Below are 18,483 nucleotides of genomic sequence, written 5' to 3'. Positions count from 1 at the left end.
AACAAAGGTTTAAGAAAGACTCAAGGAAATACAAGGAGCAACCTCGCATGTCCCTATTCAATATCTTTACCGTCGCCGGCTCGGCAATGACGGCCCAGAGTCAGCGCCTCAACGTCGTTGCCAGCAACCTGGCCAACGCCGACAGCGCAGTGAGTTCAAACGGCCAGCCTTACAAAGCCAAGCAGGTCGTATTCGTGAGTACCCCATTCACTCAGGATGCTGATCCCGGCAGCACGGCGAGCGGCACTCATGGCGTGAGGGTATCAAAAATAATCGAGAATCAGTCTCCGATGAAGCTTTTGCATGAACCCGCTCATCCGCTGGCGAATGAAGAGGGTTATGTAACCATGCCGAATGTGAATGTGGTGGAAGAAATGGTCGACATGATTTCCGCCTCACGCTCATATCAGAACAACGTAGATATGATGAACACCGCCAAGACGTTGCTGTTGAAGACTTTATCAATAGGGCAATAAACCGAAAAAAAGGAATACGATCATGAGTACAGTTCAGAATATCCAGTCTTCCCAATCGCTAAACCTGTCCGCAGGTGTCAATAATGCGGCCAAGACCAACGCGGATGACCCTCAGGACCGGTTTCTCAAGCTGTTGGTCACGCAAATGAAAAACCAGGACCCGCTCAATCCGCTCGACAACGCCCAAGTCACTTCGCAACTTGCGCAAATCAGCACAGTGAATGGGATTGAAAAACTTAACCAAACGATGCAGGCCATGGGGAGCAGCCTGGCTGCAGGGCAATCTCTGCAGGCGGCAAGCATGATTGGCAGAGATGTGCTCGTGCCGGGCTCGACGCTGCGGCTAGCGGGTGAAGGCGCATTATTCGGCATCGATCTGGGACAGGCTGCGGATCAGGTGAAAGTATCGATATCCGATGCCTCGGGCCGCGCAGTGCGGGTTCTGGATCTTGGTGCGCAAGCTGCCGGCCCCTTGACACTGGCGTGGGACGGTAAAACTTCGGATGGCGTCCAGGCAACTGATGGGGACTACAGTGTGAGCATCAGCGCGTTGCGCGGTGGCCAGAAAGTCGATGCGCAAACATTGGCCTCCGCCACGGTCAATGGTGTAACACAGAGTGATCAGGGCGTGCGGTTGAACGTGGGCACGCTGGGATCCGTGGGATTGTCGGATATCAAGCAGATATTTTAACCGGGGTATAGGGCAACCATTCTGCTTCGGCCAATATCAGGCAGAAGCATTCAGCTCGAAGAAGAGATAATTATTTAAAAGCAGCAGCTTACCAAAGGCATACAATAAGGAGCACACGATGAGTTTTCAGCAAGGCTTGAGCGGTCTGAACGCAGCGTCCAAAAATCTGGATGTGATCGGAAACAACGTAGCCAATGCCAATACGGTAGGGTTCAAGCAGTCGCAGACACAGTTCGCGGATATGTTTGCCAACTCGCTGTCCGGTGGCGGCGGCACCGGACAGGCAGGCATCGGCGTCAAATTGGCTGCTATATCGCAACAGTTTAGCCAAGGCAGCATTACCGTATCCGGCAATTCACTCGACATTGCCATCAACGGAAGCGGTTTTTATCGTCTAAGTGACCAAGGGGCCATCAGTTATTCGCGCAATGGTCAGTTTCATTCCGATAAGGACGGATACATTGTCAACAGCAACGGTCTGCGTCTCACGGGCTATACGACGAACGCGGCCGGACAGATTAATGCCTCAGCACCAGTCGATCTGCAGATTTCCAGATCGGATTTGCCCCCGACCTCCACCGGCCTCATCAATGCAGTGGTAAACGTGGATGCTCGCGGGACAACGCTGAATCCACTCGCATTCAATCCATCCGATCCAACCACTTATAACTCTTCGACCTCGGTATCCATCTACGATAGCCTGGGCAATCCGAGCACACTGGCGACCTATTTTCTCAAAACCGCTGCCAACACCTGGGATGTATTTGCAACCAATGATGGCGCTCCGCTGAACGCCGGCGCGGCGGTAGGCACCCTGAATTTTTTATCCAGCGGCGTGCTTAACCCATTGAGCCCCAGTACGTTCAGCATGTCAGCCCCAATCACCACCGGCGCCACCACTCCTCTCGCCTTCAATCTCGACTTTGCAGGCACGACACAGTTCGGTTCCAGTTTCGGCGTCAACGCACTCAGTCAGGATGGTTACGCCTCGGGTCAGCTAACCGGCTTTTCCGTTGCCCCCGATGGGGTGATCCGTGGCAGCTACTCAAACGGCAAGTTTCTTACACTGGGTCAGGTTGTACTGGCCAACTTCGCCAATCCGCAGGGTCTGGAAGTACATGGTAATAATACCTGGAAAGAGAGTGCCGCCTCGGGTGTTGCGCTGGTCGGCCAACCGATTACCGGCAGTCTTGGTGTATTGCAATCCGGCGCGGTGGAGGACTCGAATGTGGAACTTACCTCCGAGCTGGTCAATATGATCACGGCCCAGCGGGTTTACCAGGCCAATGCCCAGACCATCAAAACACAGGACCAGTTGTTGCAGACGATTGTAAACCTGAAATGACAGGTCAACATAAATGAGGGATAGCCGCTACAGTAAAAAGCGTCGCCGTATTCCGGACGCGCATCCGCCCCTGTTGCCGAAGGAGATGCAATGGATCGCATGATTTACGTTGCCATGACCGGCGCCAAGCATACGCTGGAGCAGCATGCCGCTGTCTCGAACAACCTGGCCAATGCAAATACGACCGGCTATCGCGCTGAAACCAGCGTCCTGCGTGCCGTACCCGTGTTCAGCGACACCTTGGCAACCCGCGCATTTGTGGTTGATTCCAGTGGCGGTGCGGATTTTCGTGCAGGTACGGTGCAGGAAACGGGGCGTGATCTCGACATGGCCATTCAAGGCGCTGGCTGGATCGCCGTGCAGCTGGAAGATGGCAGCGAGGCATACACCCGCAACGGCAATCTGCATATCAATGCCAACGGTCTGCTGCAGACGCGTAACGGCTTGAATGTGCAAGGAGATGGCGGGCCGATTTCCATTCCGCCGAATAGTATCGTTGCGGTGGCGAAAGATGGTACGGTTTCTACGGCGCCCGCCGGCGCTGGGTCGAGCGAACCCAATATCTCCGCGATGATAGGGCGCATCAAGCTGGTCAATCCTCCGGAAGCTCAGCTTGCACGCGGACCGGATGGCCTGTTCAGGCTTGCGGGCGGCGGTGAGGCCGAAGCGGATGCGGGGGTCGCGCTCATCAGCGGTGTGCTGGAGGGAAGCAATGTCAACGTTATCGAGGCGATGGTGGACATGATTTCGCTTTCCCGCCAGTTCGAAATGCATATGAAGCTACTACAAAATGCTGAAGGTAACGCACAACGGGCGAGCAACCTGCTTAGCATCAATTCGTAACCCATAGCTGAAAAAATGCCAGACATCAACGCAGGCGGAACATCCGATATCCTTAATCGTGGGGCACAGTCCAGTCTGGCACGGCCACCTCATTTTTCTTAACGCCCAGGAGACTCATTTTGATTCGCTCACTTTGGATTTCGAAGACCGGTCTGGATGCGCAACAGACCCAGATGGACGTGATTGCCAACAATCTGGCGAATGTCAGCACCAATGGATTCAAGCGCTCGCGCGCAGTATTCGAAGACCTGCTGTATCAGACCTTGCGCCAGCCTGGCGCTCAATCATCGCAGCAGACTCAACTACCGTCTGGATTACAGATCGGCACCGGAGTCAGGCCGGTCGCAACCGAACGCGTGTTTACCCAAGGTAATTTACAGCAAACCGGGAACTCCAAGGACGTCGCTATTCAGGGACAGGGCTTTTTCCAGGTTTTGCGGCCGGATGGATCGACGGCTTATACGCGAGACGGCTCGTTTCAAACCGATGCCGAAGGCCAGCTCGTGACATCCAGCGGCTACTTTGTTCAACCGGCGATTACGATTCCCGTCAATGCCCAAAGCATCACCGTTGGGCGCGATGGTACTGTTTCCGTAACCCAGCCGGACACGGCGGCTCCGGTTCAGGTGGGGACGCTGCAACTTGCAACATTTATCAACCCGGCAGGATTGCAGAGCGTGGGCGAAAACCTCTATATGGAAACGGGCGCCAGCGGAACTCCCAACATTAATACCCCCGGCACGGATGGCACCGGCTTGCTCAACCAGGGTTATGTGGAAACGTCCAATGTTAACGTGGTGGAAGAGTTGGTTAATATGATTCAGACCCAGCGTGCCTATGAGATCAATAGCAAGTCCATCCAGACATCGGATCAGATGCTGCAGCGTCTGTCACAAATGTAGCAACGATGGTGAACGGGCGGGGGGAGCAATGTGCACAGACCAGATGATCGCTTTTTTTTCATCTAAGCAAAGCGGCGGACTCGGGGCGCCCCTTCCGCTAGCGCAGCTTGTTGTCATAACACTGTTCATGCTTTCCGGCTGCATGAGCCTCCCGGCCCCGCCCGCGATCGTGCAGCAACCGATGTCCGCCCGCGCGGCGCAATGGACGCCGCCCCCCAGCAATGGCGCCATCTATCAGGAGCGCACTCACCACCGGCCATTATTCGAGGATCGCCGCGCACGCCAGGTGGGCGATACACTGGTTATCCTGCTCAACGAAAAAACCAATGCCAGCAAGAAATCCAACAGCAGCGCCGACAAGAGCGGCACCCTGAACTTTGCCGTTCCTCCGATGGTATTCGGCGTGCCGATCACGAAAAAAGTCGACTTGGGAGCATCGTCCACCAATCAGTACACGGGCAAAGGAGAGGCGGCCTCCACCAACAATTTTAATGGCACCATTGCGGTCACGGTAATCGACGTCCTGCCCAACAACTATCTGGTGGTCAGCGGCGAAAAGCAGTTGGCAATGACTCAAGGTACCGAATACATCCGTTTTTCCGGCGTGGTGCGCCCCGAAACCGTCATCAACAATACAGTATCCTCGATACAGGTGGCGGATGCGCGCCTCGAATACAAGGCCAACGGCTATATCGACGAGGCGCAGACGATGGGTTGGCTTTCACGTTTCTTCCTGACGATTTCACCGTTCTGAACTATGAAAAAAGCAAGTGCGACACCCCGGCTCGCTGCTCCATTGCTGGTTATCCTATGGCTGGCGTGCTGCGCCATCGCAACGACGGCTCAGGCCGATCGCATAAAAGATCTGGCTTCGGTCCAGGGCGTGCGTCCCAACCAGCTCGTTGGCTACGGCCTGGTGGTGGGGCTGGATGGCACAGGCGATCAAACTATTCAGACTCCGTTTACCATACAAACCCTCACCAGCATGCTGATGCAGATGGGTATCAACGTACCGCCAGGCACCAATATGCGTTTGAGAAATGTGGCTGCCGTGATGGTAACCGCCGTGCTGCCGTCGCTTGCTCAGCCAGGCCAGATGATCGATGTGACGGTGTCGAGCATGGGCAACGCCAGGAGCCTGCGCGGCGGCACGTTGCTCATGACTCCGCTCAAGGGGGCCGACGGCCAGGTCTATGGAATGGCCCAGGGTAACCTGCTGGTCGGCGGATTCGGGGCCTCTGCCAGCGGCAGCAAGGTGCAGGTCAACCATTTGAGCGTGGGGCGTATCACTGGCGGTGCGACGGTCGAGCGCGCCGTGCCGGTAGCGCTGGGACAGGACGATCTCATACGTCTCGAGCTGAACACCACAGATTTTTCCAACACGCGGAAGGTGGTGGATGCGATCAATACTCGGTTTGGCGAAGCCACTGCTTCGGCGCTGGATGGCCGGACGGTTCAGGTGCGGACACCGGCAGGCAGTGACCAACGCGTGGCATTCATGGCGGAAATGGAGAGCCTGAATATCAACCCAGCCCAGGCGCAAGCCAAGGTGATCGTCAACAGCCGTACCGGCTCGGTCGTGATGAATCAGGCTGCGACAGTGGAACCATGCGCCGTCGCCCACGGCAACTTATCCGTGGTCATCAGCACTGAGCCCGTGATCAGCCAACCAGGGCCATTTTCCAGCGGACAAACGGTGCAGGCACAGCGCTCGACCATTGAGATCAAGCAGGAATCAGGCCTGCTCACAATGGTCCAGGGCACATCGCTGGCTGAAGTGGTGAAGGCGCTGAATGCAATCGGGGCAACACCGCAAGACTTGTTGGCGATATTGCAGGCGATGAAATCGGCCGGAGCGCTGCGGGCGGAATTGGAGATCATCTGATGGCAGCCCCAGCTGATATCTCCGGTAAGTTCGCGCTCGATGTGCAAGCGGTCAGTGAGTTGCGCGTCGCCGCGAGGAAAACCGGGCAGGCCGGACTTGAAGCCGCTGCCAGGCAGTTCGAGGCTCTTTTCCTGAACATGATGCTCAAGAGCATGCGTGAGGCCACGCCAAAAGACAGTTTGATGGACAGCGAGCAAACCCGTCTTTACGTCTCGATGCTCGATCAACAGTTGTCCCAGAGCATGGCGGCACGCGGTGCTGGCCTGGCCGAGATCATGATGCGACAGCTGCAACATAGTCTGCCGCCCGACACGGCACCACAGACTGATGCGCCGGTTCCCAGCCAGTTGCGCACTGAAGAAGTGCGCAACATGGGAGCGCTGCCTCCGGCTGCGCGGCAGGCGGACGCCCTTCATCCAGTCGTGCAACAAGGGGCACAAGCGCAGGAACAACCGCCACCATCGGGGCAGGCACAGCAGGCAGGGGCCACGGCGTTTCAGCCCGGGCAACAATCACAGATACAACAGTCCCCGACCATGGAATTTCAGGCTCGGCTAATGGCCCATGCACACGAAGCCAGCCAGACTACAGGCATACCGGCGCGGTTCATGCTCGGGCAGGCAGCACTTGAAAGCGGATGGGGTAAACGGGAGCTTCGCGCAGCGGACGGAACTCCCAGCCATAATTTGTTCGGCATAAAAGCTGGTGCCAACTGGAGTGGGCCGGTCGTGGAAGCGGCGACGACAGAATACGTAAACGGTGTTGCGCGTAAGACCGTCGAAAAATTCCGGGCTTACTCTTCCTACGCCGATGCCTTCCGGGATTATGCCAATTTCCTACGCAGCAATCCGCGCTATGCAGGAGTGCTGGCACAGGCGGCACAGGGCATTGATGCGGAAGGTTTTGCACATGGCCTGCAGCGGGCGGGCTATGCGACCGATCCGAACTATGCGGATAAGTTGAGCCGGATCATCAAGCGCGCCCAACTGTCCTGATGGAGCAATCGGCGATATTTCGCTGCAACGTATATATCTCATCCCAGGTAAGTATGACAGGAGCATGCGAACGCACGTATGTGATTTGTCAGGGCTGGCCCGGATATTTCACCGCATCGCAGGATAAGGGCGAGGTGTTTTGGAGTGGATTTATGCATCCCGCGCCAAGCCAATAGCCGAGCCTACTGACGCGAAGCAGGGCACAAAAATGCCCAAAGCAGCCCTGTTAACCAAATACCATGGTTCATGCTGCTTTCCACAATTATCGGCTGTTTGGTGAAATGTTGGAGCTAAATATATTCCGTGTGGCGCCGTTAAGATATTAGCGAATAAATATGGCCAGGGTGGAGCATGGGTAATAGTATTTTCGGCATTGGCCTCAGCGCATTGAACGCCGCGCAGCACGGTTTGCTCGTGGCCAGCCACAACGTCAGTAATGCGGCCACTCCCGGCTACACGCGTCAGCAGATCGTTCAGTCCGCCAATCAGGCCCAAGGGACCGGTAGTGGGTTCATAGGCCAGGGCGTACAGATTGATTCGGTAAAGCGTGCATATAATCAATTTCTTGCGAATCAGGTCGCGCAGGCACAAACCGAATCCAGCCAGCTCGACACATATCTCTCCCAGATGAAGCAGATCGATAGCCTGCTCGCTGACCCGAGCGGCCAACTGGGATTGTCCCCGGCACTACAGGATTTTTTTGCCAGCGTGCAAGGGGTTGCTACTCATCCTTCTGACATTGCCTCACGGCAATCCATGCTATCCAATGCCGAGGTGCTGGTACGGCATTTTCAGTCGATGAACGATCGTCTCGATGAGATTCAGGGTGGGGTGAACACACAGATCGAGAATAGTGTTTCACTCATCAATACACTTGCGGAACGGATCGCCAAACTGAACGAAACCATTGGTTTGGCTGAAGGCGCGGCGGGTGCCCAACCGGCAAACGACCTGCGCGATCAGCGTGACGAACTGGTAAATCAGCTCAATCAGGAAACCCGCGCCAAAGTAGTTGTACAGGGCGATGGTGCGTATAGTGTTTTCATCGGTGCGGGGCAGGCGTTGGTCGCGGGTCCGAAATCGTTCCAGCTTGACACTATAGCTTCGCCGACGGACGCACACCGTCTGGAAATAGCCTATGGATCAGGCGGCAATAGTGTACCGATTAAGGAATCGGCCCTGGATGGCGGTAAGCTGGGCGGCCTGTTGCAATTTCGCAATGAAGCGATCGATGCTGTGCGCAACGGTCTGGGACGTCTCGCCATTGGCCTGGCGGGCACTTTCAACGCGCAGCAGGCGCTGGGGCAGGACGTTCAGGGTAACGCGGGAGGTGCCTTTTTTACCTCCCCAAGCCCATCGGTGACTCCTTCCATAAAGAATGGCGGCAGCGCGGTTATAAGCGCTGACATCGTTAATCATAGCGCCCTTACCGTGAGCGATTACCGTTTACGCTTCGATGGTACCCTTTACACACTTACGCAGATCACAAACGGCATTGAAGGTGCCGCGCAAACTTTCGCCACCTTTCCGCAGACAGTAGATGGCGTACGCTTGAGCCTCACTTCGGGCGCCACGGCTGCGGGAGATGAATTTCTCATCCGGCCTACCGTAAATGGCGCGGGGCAAATCGGCGTAGCCATTCAGGACACAAGCCTGATTGCAGCTGCCGCACCGATCCGTACCGATGCCCAGCTCGCCAATACAGGTACCGGACGGATTAGCGCCGGTACCGTTAATGCACCGCCGCCAACCGATCCAAATCTGAAACAGCCCGTGACGATCACATTCACCAGCGCTACGACTTTCGACGTGAATGGCGTGGGAACAGGTAATCCTGGAGGCATTATCTTTGTTCGGGGCAACCCGATCAGCTTCAATGGCTGGACAGTGCAAATCACCGGATCACCCAAGCCGGGCGATACGTTCAGCATCGGGCCCAACACCCGTGGAGCCGATGATAACCGGAACGCTTTATTGTTGGGAGCGCTGCAGACTCGCAGCGTACTCGCAGGCGGCACGGCAACCTACCAGGCAGCTTATGGACAGGTCGTAAGCCTAGTGGGTAATAAAGCCCGGGAGCTGGAAGTGACCAGCAAAGCCCAAACGGCGCTGTTGAGCCAGACGCAGGCTTTGCAGCAATCAGAATCCGGGGTCAACCTGGATGAGGAAGCTGCCAACCTGCTGCGTTATCAGCAGGCATATCAGGCAGCCAGCAAGGTAATACAGACTGCCAGCCAGATGTTTGACACTCTGCTCGCGGTAATGAGATAGGTTAGCAGTGCGCAGTGTATATGCATCATGGTCCTGTTTATGCAATTTAAGTAATTTGTAGCTGGTTTCCCGGATCAGTCCCTGGAGACTATCGCCAACATCACAGCTCAAACGACAAAGAGAAAGGAGAGCAACAATGCGCGTCAGTAGTAATACCGCTTATGAAGTTGGCATTGCTGCGCTTGGTCGTCAGCAGACTGCGCAGCTCAAGACGCTGGAGCAGATAAGCGGCGGCCAACGCATGCTAACACCATCGGAGGATCCGGCGGCCTATGTGCGGGCGTTGGAGGTATCGCAGGCCGATTCAGCCAATACCCAATATGCCTCGAACCGGCAGAGTGCCGCCGGCAGTCTTGCGGTATTGGAAGGGGCTCTGAGCGGAGTAACCAACCTCCTGCAAAATGCGCAGGGACTTACCGTCTCTGCGGGCAACGGCACGCTTAACGACAGCGACCGGCGGTCCATCGCAACCGAATTGCGCGGTAGCCTCGACGAATTGCTGGGCCTCGCCAACCGAACCGACGGGAATGGGCAATACCTGTTTTCCGGTTTTCAGAGCGGGACAAAACCGTTCGCTGATACGGGCAGCGGCGTTCAGTATTCCGGCGATGAGGGGCTGCGGATGGTACAGGCCAGTGCATCACGCCAGCTTGCGGTAAACGAGTCGGGAAAAGAAGTATTCGAGCGCATTCCGGCTTCAGGGGGCGGGTACCAAAGTATGTTCAAAACGCTCTCCGATCTCATCAATATCCTTGAAACCCCGGTAACCAATGCTGCCGACAAGGCTGCGCTGGCCAGCGGCCTGAGCGCTGCTCAGGCCAACCTGTCCAATTCCCTTGACAATGTCTTGCGCGTCCATGCGTCGGTGGGGACGCGCGCAAAGGAATTGGACACGCTAAACGCGAGTGGAGACGACTTGAACATCCAATACAAGCAGCAGCTTTCCGATCTGCAGGATGTCGATTACGCCAAGGCTATAAGTGACCTTAAGCAACAGCAGACATACCTGGAAGCGACGCAAAAAGCGTTTCTGAACGTGCAAGGTCTGTCGTTGTTCGACTATATAAAGTGATGGTGATTGGATTCCCGAATATTTGCCATTCACAACCCAAGGATGCAAGTCCGCCTGGAGACCGATCCGGCATCAAACGATAGTCCGCGAAACAAGTTTCATAACGGCTCTGTCAGATATCGGCAGAGTGCGAGAATGTTGCCGCTAAGCTGGTTGTTCAGGCTATTTATCTTTACAGCTCTTCGGCGCGATTTCAGCATAACGGGGTTCGGGTTTTTTAACGGATGAATTGAGACCGACGAACGATCCCGATATGGCTCACGATTTTTCTTTTGCTCCTCAAGTGAAGGAGTTTTTCCTTGCACGCCAACCGATTCTGGATCGGAACGAGAACCTTGTTGCTTATGAATTATTGTTCCGCCGTCCGGAAGCTTGTTCAGCGAGCGACGCGGACAACTGGCGCGGAGCTGTCTCCATAATCGCGCATGCATCGGAACTCGGTCTTGAAAATGTAATTGGCGGAGTCAGGGGATTCTTGAATGTCGACTATGCTACGCTCATGCGTGACCTGGTTGATTTTCTGCCAAGCCAGAGGATCGTGCTTGAAATTCCTCAAACAATCAACGTAACTTCCGAGCTTGTCCAGCGCGTCTCCAAAATGGTGGATGAAGGGTACACGTTTGCGCTCGACGATGTGATTACGTATTCCGACTACATCAAGCCGCTGCTGCCCCTGATAGAGATCGTCAAAATCAATACGTTTGCCATGACCTGGGAAGACATAGTCATCGTGGTCGATCAGTTCAAGCAGGCCAACAAATTACTTCTGGCAGAAAAAGTGGACACGATCGAGCAGTTCCGGAATTATCTGGATCTTGGATTCGACTATCACCAAGGCTATTATTTTGCCAAGCCCGCTATTCTGTCGGGCAAAACGCTGACCACCTCGCAATCGGTAATTGTGCAGTTGATGATGTTGCTAGCCAGGGATGCCGATAATGCGGAAATCGAGCACAGCATCAAGAAGGAAGTATCGCTCTGCCTGTCATTGCTGAGGCTGGTCAATACGCCCGGGATGGGCATCACGAAGAGCATCAACTCATTAAGTGAGGCTTTAGTGGTGTTGGGCCGCCGCCAACTGCAGCGATGGCTGCAAATCCAGCTCTATGTCGGGAGTCATACCAGTACTCAGCTCGCATCGCCACTTCTATTGCTGGCAACGACGCGGGGCAAACTTCTTGAGCTCGCCGCGGAAAAATTGAAACCTGCGACCAAGGCTGTCGCCGATACCGCTTTCACGGTTGGTATCCTATCCCTGCTGGACGCACTATTCGGACAACCCATGAAGAAAATTCTTGAACGGATGGTTCTCGGCAAGGATGTCAGCGAAGCTTTATTATATCGCGCCGGCTTTTACGGTGACTTGCTGAAGCTATCCGAATATATTGAAAAACCCGCTGAGGCCAGCCGGCTTCTATTACCGCTGCTTGTTAAATTGGAACTGCCGGTTGCAGATCTTTATCCCCTGCAATTGGAAGCGTTTGAATGGAGCAATAATTTGTTGTCCAATGTATGCAAGCGTAATGTAACTTAGCTTTGTCCTCTTATGAGAACCAGCCAAAATCCACGGATGAATTGAGGATGACTGAAGTTGTAGCAGAGCATAAGCCGTTACTTTATTACACCGATCAATCCATCCGGCACGGCTGAATTCCCCGGTGGGGCTGAAGTATTTATAATGGATGCATGAACAATACTTATGCCGCGAGCGAACCCAAACGCGCCGAGATTGATTTCCTCCGTGGGGTAACGCTTCTGGAATTCGGCGCTTCATGGTGCGGCTATTGCCGCGCTGCCCAACCATTGATTGCATCGGCGCTCTCCGAGCGCCCTGCCATACGCCACATAAAGGTAGAAGACGGCAAGGGTCGTCCGCTTGGGCGGTCTTTTCGCGTCACGCTCTGGCCGACTCTGATTTTTTTAAAGGACGGCAAAGAAATCGCCCGCCTGGTCCGCCCCGCCGATGCCGCAGTGATTAGTGAAGCCCTGGATAGGGTTTCCGGCACAGTATGATGCCGACTGTCCTGGACATACCCATCATTATTTGATTTGATGGGATGTGGATAATTCCATTTTTAGAAATTCCCTCGCGCTGAATGGGAGCGAATTAAAAGGAAGGCTTTGGCGGAACCTATCGATTGTCAAAGAGTTGTGTCCACCCGCAAGAGTGGTATACGCTTGAGGCATTGAGTACGCCCGCTTTTTTCCTGAATTAATTTGGCTGCTTTTCCGCTGTATGTGCGCATTGAAATACCGGGTGCGGAGACGGTATTATCGCCCCTTCCGATAACGTCGGCTGAAGTGAGAAGAAAAAGGAAAAGAAGAGAAAAGATATTGAAAGGATCAGGATAATGGAAGCACAATCAAGAGCCATCGTTTCCCTCGCTCCTGGCATGGTTTTCCAGTACATACTGTGCGAAGATGGTCAATATGCCGTACCGTTTGTCAGCAACCAGTGCGCCAATGTGCTGGGATTACGGCTGAGACGTTGCAGGCCAATCCCGCGCTGTTCGAGGAGATCATACTGTGGAAGGACCGAAAAGGCCTGTATGATTCCAGAGCACAATCAGCCGCCAATCTGTCCACATGGAATTGGGAGGGACGCCTGTGGATCGAATCCTATAACGACGTAAAGTGGGTCAGCCTGCGGGCGAGTCCGCGCCGGGAGAAAGGTATTGGCGTCATCTGGGAAGGGATCATTATCAACATCACCCAGAGCAGACAACGAGAGACAGAGCTCAAGGAATCTCATGAACGGCTCAAAGAAATATCGTCTCATATCATAGCGGCAAGGGAACATGAGCGCATTCGCATTGCTCGGGAAATCCACGATGACCTGGGCGGCAATCTGACGGCTATCAAGATTGATCTGGATTGGTTGGCTCGCAACGTGCGCGGCGGCAGCGGAGGCAGCGACGCCGCAGAAAACGAGGCATGGGTGGCAAAAATCCATACCGTCTCTCAAATGGTCGATCGCACCATGGATTCAATCAAGCGCATATCGCGGGACCTGCGCCCGGGTATCATGGATTTTGGCATTGTTGCGGCCATCGAATGGGAGGCTGGAGAATTCAGCAAGCGCCTCCGCATTCCGTGCGAAGTCATTGGTGCCCATCAGGACATCGAATTGGAACAGGATGTGGCGATTTCGGTATTCCGGATTTTTCAGGAAGCGCTTACAAATATCGCCAAACACGGCCGCGCCTCCCGCGCGTGGGTAAGTTTGGTTGCGGATACAGCGAAAGGCCAATTGCAACTGGAGGTGCGCGATAACGGCTGCGGCATCACGCCGGCGGATACTTCCAAATTCAATTCTTTTGGCATTCGCGGCATGATTGAACGCGCCGGCCTGCTCGACGGCAAGCTGACTGTAAGCGGTATGGCCGGACGAGGTACTACGGTGCATTTGTTGATTCCGCTCGCGACAAGGCTGAATGATCCAGCCATCGTACAGCTGAACGGCGTGAAGTCATGAATATTCTCATCGTCGACGATCATGCTATCGTCCGCCAAGGCTTGAGGCAGATCCTGATAGAGAGCGGTAAAGTCTTGCTTGTCGGGGAAGCGGAGCGTGGCGCCGAAGCGATGCGGCAAGTACGGGAAGGCGGATGGGATGTTGTGGTGCTGGACATATCCTTGCCGGACAGGAACGGCATCGAGATCTTGAAGCAAATCAAAAAAGAATGCCCGAAAATCCGCGTCCTTATGCTCAGCATGCACGATGAAGGCATATATGCTATCCGAGCACTGAAGGCGGGTGCGTCGGGTTATATCACCAAGCAGAGCGCGCCGGGCGAGCTGATGGCCGCGATCCACCACGTGGCGAAGGGCCGCAAATATCTCACCGCCACGCTGGCCGAGGCCATGGCGGACAGCTTCGGTGAAGACCCTGACCGGTCGCCTCATGAGACGCTGTCCGATAGGGAATACCAGACTCTGTGCCTGATTGCGTCCGGCAAAAGCCTGACTGACGCCGCAGAGGAGATGCGCCTGTCTGTAAAGACGGTTAGCGTCTACCGCAGCCGCCTGCTGGAAAAGATGAAGCTCAAAAACAACGCCGAGCTAACCCATTACGCCATCAAAAATGGTTTGGCCTGATTCCTGGCACGGCCTGAGTAGCTCTCGCCGAGCCCATCATTTTCAGCACATCCATCGACAGATACGAGGGATTCAATCCCCTCCATCATTTTTGCCCAGGTTCAATTCCCGCTCACGCGTGCGGTGCTCATGTTCCCCCGAGCCCTTCCTCTCCTTCCTCTTTACGAGACGCAGTTTGGACATATGATGCTTATCATCTTATGACGTGCCATTCCAACGGTTTGTCATGACAATGCATGAAGCGGATACTCCTTTAAAAAAAACTTGGCGGATAGGTTAAATGTTTCTCCTAGGTCACCGTTAATAAGCATAACAGCGATTGATCAGCCTCCGGTAGGGAAGGCGACCTAAACTTGACGCTGTACGGTGCAATTCCATAAAAACCAGAAGGAGATTTACATGGCAGCAATTATTAATACCAACGTCATTTCGTTGAATGCGCAGCGCAACCTCAACAGTTCGCAGAACGCACTCGCCACCACGCTGCAGCGATTGTCCTCCGGTCTGCGTATTAACAGCGCGAAGGACGATGCCGCGGGGCTGGCGATTTCCGAGCGTATGACTTCGCAGATTCGTGGTCTTAACCAGGCAGTCCGCAATGCTAACGACGGTATCTCGATGTCGCAAACCGCCGAGGGCGCTTTGGGAGAAATCGGCAACAACCTGCAGCGCATCCGCGAGTTGGCCGTGCAATCGCGCAACGCAAGCAACAGCGCAAGCGACCGTACCGCGCTCAATAATGAAGTACAGCAGCTTAAATCGGAAATTGACCGCGTTGCCACGACCACATCGTTCAACGGCATCAAGCTGATCGATGGCTCGTTTACCAATCAATCATTCCAGGTAGGCGCCAATGTCGGTGAAACCATCAATATCAACAACCTGGTAAATGCGCAAACCTCATCACTGGGCAGTAGCTCCACAGCGAATGTCACCGGCATTGCCGCCACGGCTTTCACCGCAATCACCGCGGGCGACCTGACCATCAACGGTACCAGCGTGGGTGCGGTCGCCGCCGGCGGCAATGCTGTCACTCAGGGTGTAAACATCGCGGCAGCCATTAATTCGGTATCCGGCACAACCAGTGTCTATGCCGAAGCCAATGCCGCTACCGGCGCGGTGTCGCTTTATAACGTGTCTGGCGGCAGTACGGTGGTGGCTCTTGCGGGCACCGCCACCACGGCAACCACCGGCCTGACAGCAGCTACGACCTCGGCCACTACAGTTGCAGGTTTTAGCGGAGTGGACATCAGCACCAAGGCCGGAGCCAACGCGGCTGTTGCCTCAATGGATTCGGCATTGGCCGCGCTTAACGCGGGCCGTGCCGATCTGGGCGCATATCAGAACCGCTTCTCGTCGGCGATATCGAATGTGCAAACCACCGCCGAGAACCTGACTGCATCTCGCAGCCGTATCGTCGATACGGATTTTGCCTCTGAAACCGCAACGCTGTCCCGCAATCAAGTGCTGCAACAGGCGGGAACGGCCATGCTGGCTCAGGCCAATGCAATGCCGCAAAGTGTCCTGACCTTACTCAGGGGTTAAGCCCGGATAAGCGCAGTAGAAGAAGCGAGCACGAAAACAAAGGGCCTTGATCGATTAAAATCGACAAGGCCCGCAGTCGTGGCGGCCGTACAACTGCCAAGCGTATCCGATGTCGAGTTCGAAGCCTCGGTGACCGAGCCACACGAGCTGCCAAAAAACACTGGGGTTCGAGTTCCACTGGGGTTCAGGTTCATGCGTACAGTTTCATGCAGGAGGCGCTTCGGCCTCGACTCGACAGCATACCTGGGCTTTGAAAAGCGGCAGGAAATACACCCGTTCGTGAACGATGAGTTTGAATCTGCCGAGTGGAAGGAAGCAGAGCAGGCTGCCGCACCTGAAGCAGGCACATCGACATCATCTTGGTCGACCACGAGCGTCTTCTTTCCTAACCAGATCGACTGCGTGGCGCGACGGTCAAATCGAGTTTTTGAAGAGTGGAACAGCCATCGTTTTGTAATTGGGATCCTCCCGGTAAAAAGCGGATAGCTTGCCAAGAATAGCCCCGGTAAGGGGACGCAATTCATCTATTGATTCAATTGTTTTACTCTGTTTCTTATTGCGCTAGTTTTCTCAATTCCCTGGGCTTAAAACCCCTTTTCGTTTGTTGCCCCAGGTTCAATTCCCGCTCACCGGTGCGGTGCTCATGCTCCACCGAGCCCTTCCTCTCCTTCCTCGTTGCACCACAAAGTTTGAATATATGACGTCGAATAGCCCCTAATCGCCTCATGGCGCGCCATCCCAACGGTTTATCATGACAGTCTCCATAGATTGTTGACGCGGACAGATTCGCAGCAGCGCAGATCGATCATTAATTAGAGAAGACAATCATCTTGAGTAAGTCCGGGTTCCCCTCTGCGGAAGAATGTTTATTAAGCGGGATCCGATCGGCCGGATTGGACTGGATTACATTTCAACGATGATGATGTCTTATAGCACGGCTGCAAGCACTGTTCAGGGGAATGATTTTTTAATTAACGCGGGGCTGCAGCCTCTTAGGAATAAAGCGATATTGCCAAAAAAACTTGGCGGACAGGTTAAATGTTTCTCCTGGGTCACCGTTAATAAGCATAACAGCGATTGATCAGCCTCCGGTAGGGAAGGCGACCCAAACTTGACGCTGTACGGTGCAATTCCATAAAAACCAGAAGGAGATTTACATGGCAGCAATTATTAATACCAACGTCATTTCGTTGAATGCGCAGCGCAACCTCAACAGTTCGCAGAACGCACTCGCCACCACGCTGCAGCGATTGTCCTCCGGTCTGCGTATTAACAGCGCGAAGGACGATGCCGCGGGGCTGGCGATTTCCGAGCGTATGACTTCGCAGATTCGTGGTCTTAACCAGGCAGTCCGCAATGCTAACGACGGTATCTCGATGTCGCAAACCGCCGAGGGCGCTTTGGGAGAAATCGGCAACAACCTGCAGCGCATCCGCGAGTTGGCCGTGCAATCGCGCAATGCAAGCAACAGCGCAAGCGACCGTACCGCGCTCAATAATGAAGTACAGCAGGTTAAATCGGAAATTGACCGTGTCGCCTCGACCACCTCGTTCAACGGAATCAAGCTGATCGATGGCTCGTTTACCAATCAATCGTTCCAGGTAGGCGCCAATGTCGGTGAAACCATCAATATCAACAGCCTGGTGAATGCGCAAAGCTCATCCCTGGGCACTACCACCACCGCCAACGTGACCGGCATTGCCGCCACGGCTTTTACCGCAATCACCGCGGGCGACCTGACCATCAACGGTACCAGCGTGGGTGCGGTCGCCGCAGGTGGTAATGCCGTCACTCAGGGAGCGAACATCGCGGCCGCTATCAATACGGTATCCAACACGACCAGTGTCTATGCCACAGCCAATGCGGCTACCGGCGCGGTGTCGCTTATTAACGTGTCTGGCGGCAGTACGGTCGTGGCTCTTGCGGGCACCGCCACCACGGCAACCACCGGCCTGACAGCAGCTACGACCTCGGCCACTACAGTCGCCGGGTTCACGAGTTTGGACATCAGCACCAAGTGGGGCGCCGACGCTGCCATTGCTTCCATGGATAAGGCGCTCAGTGCGCTTAACGCGGGCCGTGCCGATCTGGGCGCATATCAGAACCGCTTCTCGTCGGCGATATCGAATGTGCAAACCACCGCCGAGAACCTGACTGCATCTCGCAGCCGTATCGTCGATACGGATTTTGCCTCTGAAACCGCAACGCTGTCCCGCAATCAAGTGCTGCAACAGGCGGGAACGGCCATGCTGGCTCAGGCCAATGCAATGCCGCAAAGTGTCCTGACCTTACTCAGGGGTTAAGCCCGGATAAGCGCAGTAGAAGAAGCGAGTACGAAAACAAAGGGCCTTGATCGATTA

The 18,483-nt window shown here is 54.8% G+C and carries 17 protein-coding genes; all 17 read left to right on the top strand.

Going from position 1 to position 18,483, the window contains the following annotated elements; genetic code table 11:
- Positions 1-47 precede the first annotated feature (47 nt).
- The 17 genes from flgC (at position 48) to BMX00_RS04555 (ending at position 18,426) form a co-directional block, all read left to right on the top strand.
- A complete protein-coding gene (flgC, locus tag BMX00_RS04635; RefSeq protein WP_090827587.1) occupies positions 48-476 on the top strand; it encodes a flagellar basal body rod protein FlgC in 429 nt (142 codons plus the stop codon).
- Between the two features lie 22 nt (positions 477-498).
- On the top strand, positions 499-1,167 hold the full coding sequence (gene flgD, locus BMX00_RS04630; protein ID WP_090827585.1) for a flagellar hook assembly protein FlgD: 669 nt from the start codon (positions 499-501) through the stop codon (positions 1,165-1,167).
- A gap of 118 nt (positions 1,168-1,285) precedes the next feature.
- The gene (gene flgE / locus BMX00_RS04625) at positions 1,286-2,512 is read left to right on the top strand and encodes a flagellar hook protein FlgE (protein ID WP_090827582.1); all 1,227 of its coding nucleotides are present in this window, start codon (positions 1,286-1,288) and stop codon (positions 2,510-2,512) included.
- Positions 2,513-2,602: 90 nt separating this feature from the next.
- Entirely contained in the window at positions 2,603-3,355 is a 753-nt protein-coding gene (flgF, locus tag BMX00_RS04620; RefSeq protein ID WP_090827580.1) for a flagellar basal-body rod protein FlgF, read from the top strand.
- Positions 3,356-3,474: 119 nt separating this feature from the next.
- Entirely contained in the window at positions 3,475-4,257 is a 783-nt protein-coding gene (flgG, locus tag BMX00_RS04615; protein ID WP_090827578.1) for a flagellar basal-body rod protein FlgG, read from the top strand.
- Positions 4,258-4,300: 43 nt separating this feature from the next.
- Positions 4,301-5,011 carry a flagellar basal body L-ring protein FlgH gene (locus BMX00_RS04610; RefSeq protein ID WP_090827575.1) on the top strand — a complete coding sequence of 237 codons (711 nt, stop codon included), beginning with the start codon at positions 4,301-4,303 and terminating at the stop codon, positions 5,009-5,011.
- Between the two features lie 3 nt (positions 5,012-5,014).
- Entirely contained in the window at positions 5,015-6,142 is a 1,128-nt protein-coding gene (locus BMX00_RS04605; RefSeq protein WP_090827573.1) for a flagellar basal body P-ring protein FlgI, read from the top strand.
- Positions 6,142-7,137: a flagellar assembly peptidoglycan hydrolase FlgJ gene (gene flgJ / locus BMX00_RS04600; RefSeq protein WP_090827570.1), complete on the top strand. Its 996-nt coding sequence runs from the start codon at positions 6,142-6,144 to the stop codon at positions 7,135-7,137. Before BMX00_RS04605 ends, flgJ begins: the two co-directional genes overlap by 1 nt.
- 351 nt (positions 7,138-7,488) lie before the next feature.
- Entirely contained in the window at positions 7,489-9,408 is a 1,920-nt protein-coding gene (flgK, locus tag BMX00_RS04595; RefSeq protein WP_090827568.1) for a flagellar hook-associated protein FlgK, read from the top strand.
- Between the two features lie 136 nt (positions 9,409-9,544).
- Entirely contained in the window at positions 9,545-10,480 is a 936-nt protein-coding gene (gene flgL, locus BMX00_RS04590) for a flagellar hook-associated protein FlgL (RefSeq protein ID WP_090827566.1), read from the top strand.
- 229 nt (positions 10,481-10,709) lie between these two features.
- Positions 10,710-12,014, top strand: coding sequence for an EAL and HDOD domain-containing protein (locus BMX00_RS04585; protein WP_245727706.1), 1,305 nt, complete (start codon positions 10,710-10,712; stop codon positions 12,012-12,014).
- A 152-nt stretch (positions 12,015-12,166) separates the two neighbouring features.
- On the top strand, positions 12,167-12,493 hold the full coding sequence (locus BMX00_RS04580) for a thioredoxin family protein (protein ID WP_090827562.1): 327 nt from the start codon (positions 12,167-12,169) through the stop codon (positions 12,491-12,493).
- A gap of 442 nt (positions 12,494-12,935) precedes the next feature.
- Entirely contained in the window at positions 12,936-13,955 is a 1,020-nt protein-coding gene (locus tag BMX00_RS04575) for a PAS domain-containing sensor histidine kinase (RefSeq protein ID WP_245727704.1), read from the top strand.
- A complete protein-coding gene (locus BMX00_RS04570) occupies positions 13,952-14,578 on the top strand; it encodes a response regulator (protein WP_090827560.1) in 627 nt (208 codons plus the stop codon). Before BMX00_RS04575 ends, BMX00_RS04570 begins: the two co-directional genes overlap by 4 nt.
- Before the next feature lie 399 nt (positions 14,579-14,977).
- Positions 14,978-16,123, top strand: a complete 1,146-nt coding sequence (locus tag BMX00_RS04565; protein WP_090827558.1) for a flagellin — start codon at positions 14,978-14,980, stop codon at positions 16,121-16,123.
- 192 nt (positions 16,124-16,315) lie between these two features.
- Positions 16,316-16,609, top strand: coding sequence for a hypothetical protein (locus BMX00_RS14300; RefSeq protein ID WP_143053041.1), 294 nt, complete (start codon positions 16,316-16,318; stop codon positions 16,607-16,609).
- A gap of 671 nt (positions 16,610-17,280) precedes the next feature.
- On the top strand, positions 17,281-18,426 hold the full coding sequence (locus BMX00_RS04555; RefSeq protein WP_090827554.1) for a flagellin: 1,146 nt from the start codon (positions 17,281-17,283) through the stop codon (positions 18,424-18,426).
- The last annotated feature ends 57 nt before the right edge of the window (positions 18,427-18,483 follow it).

Origin of the sequence: Nitrosovibrio tenuis, from assembly GCF_900109785.1 — a bacterium.
Taxonomy (GTDB): domain Bacteria; phylum Pseudomonadota; class Gammaproteobacteria; order Burkholderiales; family Nitrosomonadaceae; genus Nitrosospira; species Nitrosospira tenuis_A.
The sequence above is the reverse complement of the archived record's forward strand: the minus strand, read 5'-3'. Positions and strand labels throughout refer to the sequence as shown.

Bases quoted from the DNA above. Each gene is read 5' to 3' on its own strand.
- flgD (WP_090827585.1), top strand. From the start codon at position 499: ATGAGTACAGTTCAGAATATCCAGTCTTCCCAATCGCTAAACCTGTCC.
- BMX00_RS04605 (WP_090827573.1), top strand. From the start codon at position 5,015: ATGAAAAAAGCAAGTGCGACACCCCGGCTCGCTGCTCCATTGCTGGTT.
- BMX00_RS04555 (WP_090827554.1), top strand. From the start codon at position 17,281: ATGGCAGCAATTATTAATACCAACGTCATTTCGTTGAATGCGCAGCGC.
- BMX00_RS04610 (WP_090827575.1), top strand. From the start codon at position 4,301: ATGATCGCTTTTTTTTCATCTAAGCAAAGCGGCGGACTCGGGGCGCCC.
- flgC (WP_090827587.1), top strand. From the start codon at position 48: ATGTCCCTATTCAATATCTTTACCGTCGCCGGCTCGGCAATGACGGCC.
- BMX00_RS04580 (WP_090827562.1), top strand. From the start codon at position 12,167: ATGAACAATACTTATGCCGCGAGCGAACCCAAACGCGCCGAGATTGAT.
- flgE (WP_090827582.1), top strand. From the start codon at position 1,286: ATGAGTTTTCAGCAAGGCTTGAGCGGTCTGAACGCAGCGTCCAAAAAT.
- BMX00_RS14300 (WP_143053041.1), top strand. From the start codon at position 16,316: ATGCGTACAGTTTCATGCAGGAGGCGCTTCGGCCTCGACTCGACAGCA.
- flgL (WP_090827566.1), top strand. From the start codon at position 9,545: ATGCGCGTCAGTAGTAATACCGCTTATGAAGTTGGCATTGCTGCGCTT.
- flgJ (WP_090827570.1), top strand. From the start codon at position 6,142: ATGGCAGCCCCAGCTGATATCTCCGGTAAGTTCGCGCTCGATGTGCAA.
- flgF (WP_090827580.1), top strand. From the start codon at position 2,603: ATGGATCGCATGATTTACGTTGCCATGACCGGCGCCAAGCATACGCTG.
- BMX00_RS04570 (WP_090827560.1), top strand. From the start codon at position 13,952: ATGAATATTCTCATCGTCGACGATCATGCTATCGTCCGCCAAGGCTTG.
- BMX00_RS04565 (WP_090827558.1), top strand. From the start codon at position 14,978: ATGGCAGCAATTATTAATACCAACGTCATTTCGTTGAATGCGCAGCGC.
- flgK (WP_090827568.1), top strand. From the start codon at position 7,489: ATGGGTAATAGTATTTTCGGCATTGGCCTCAGCGCATTGAACGCCGCG.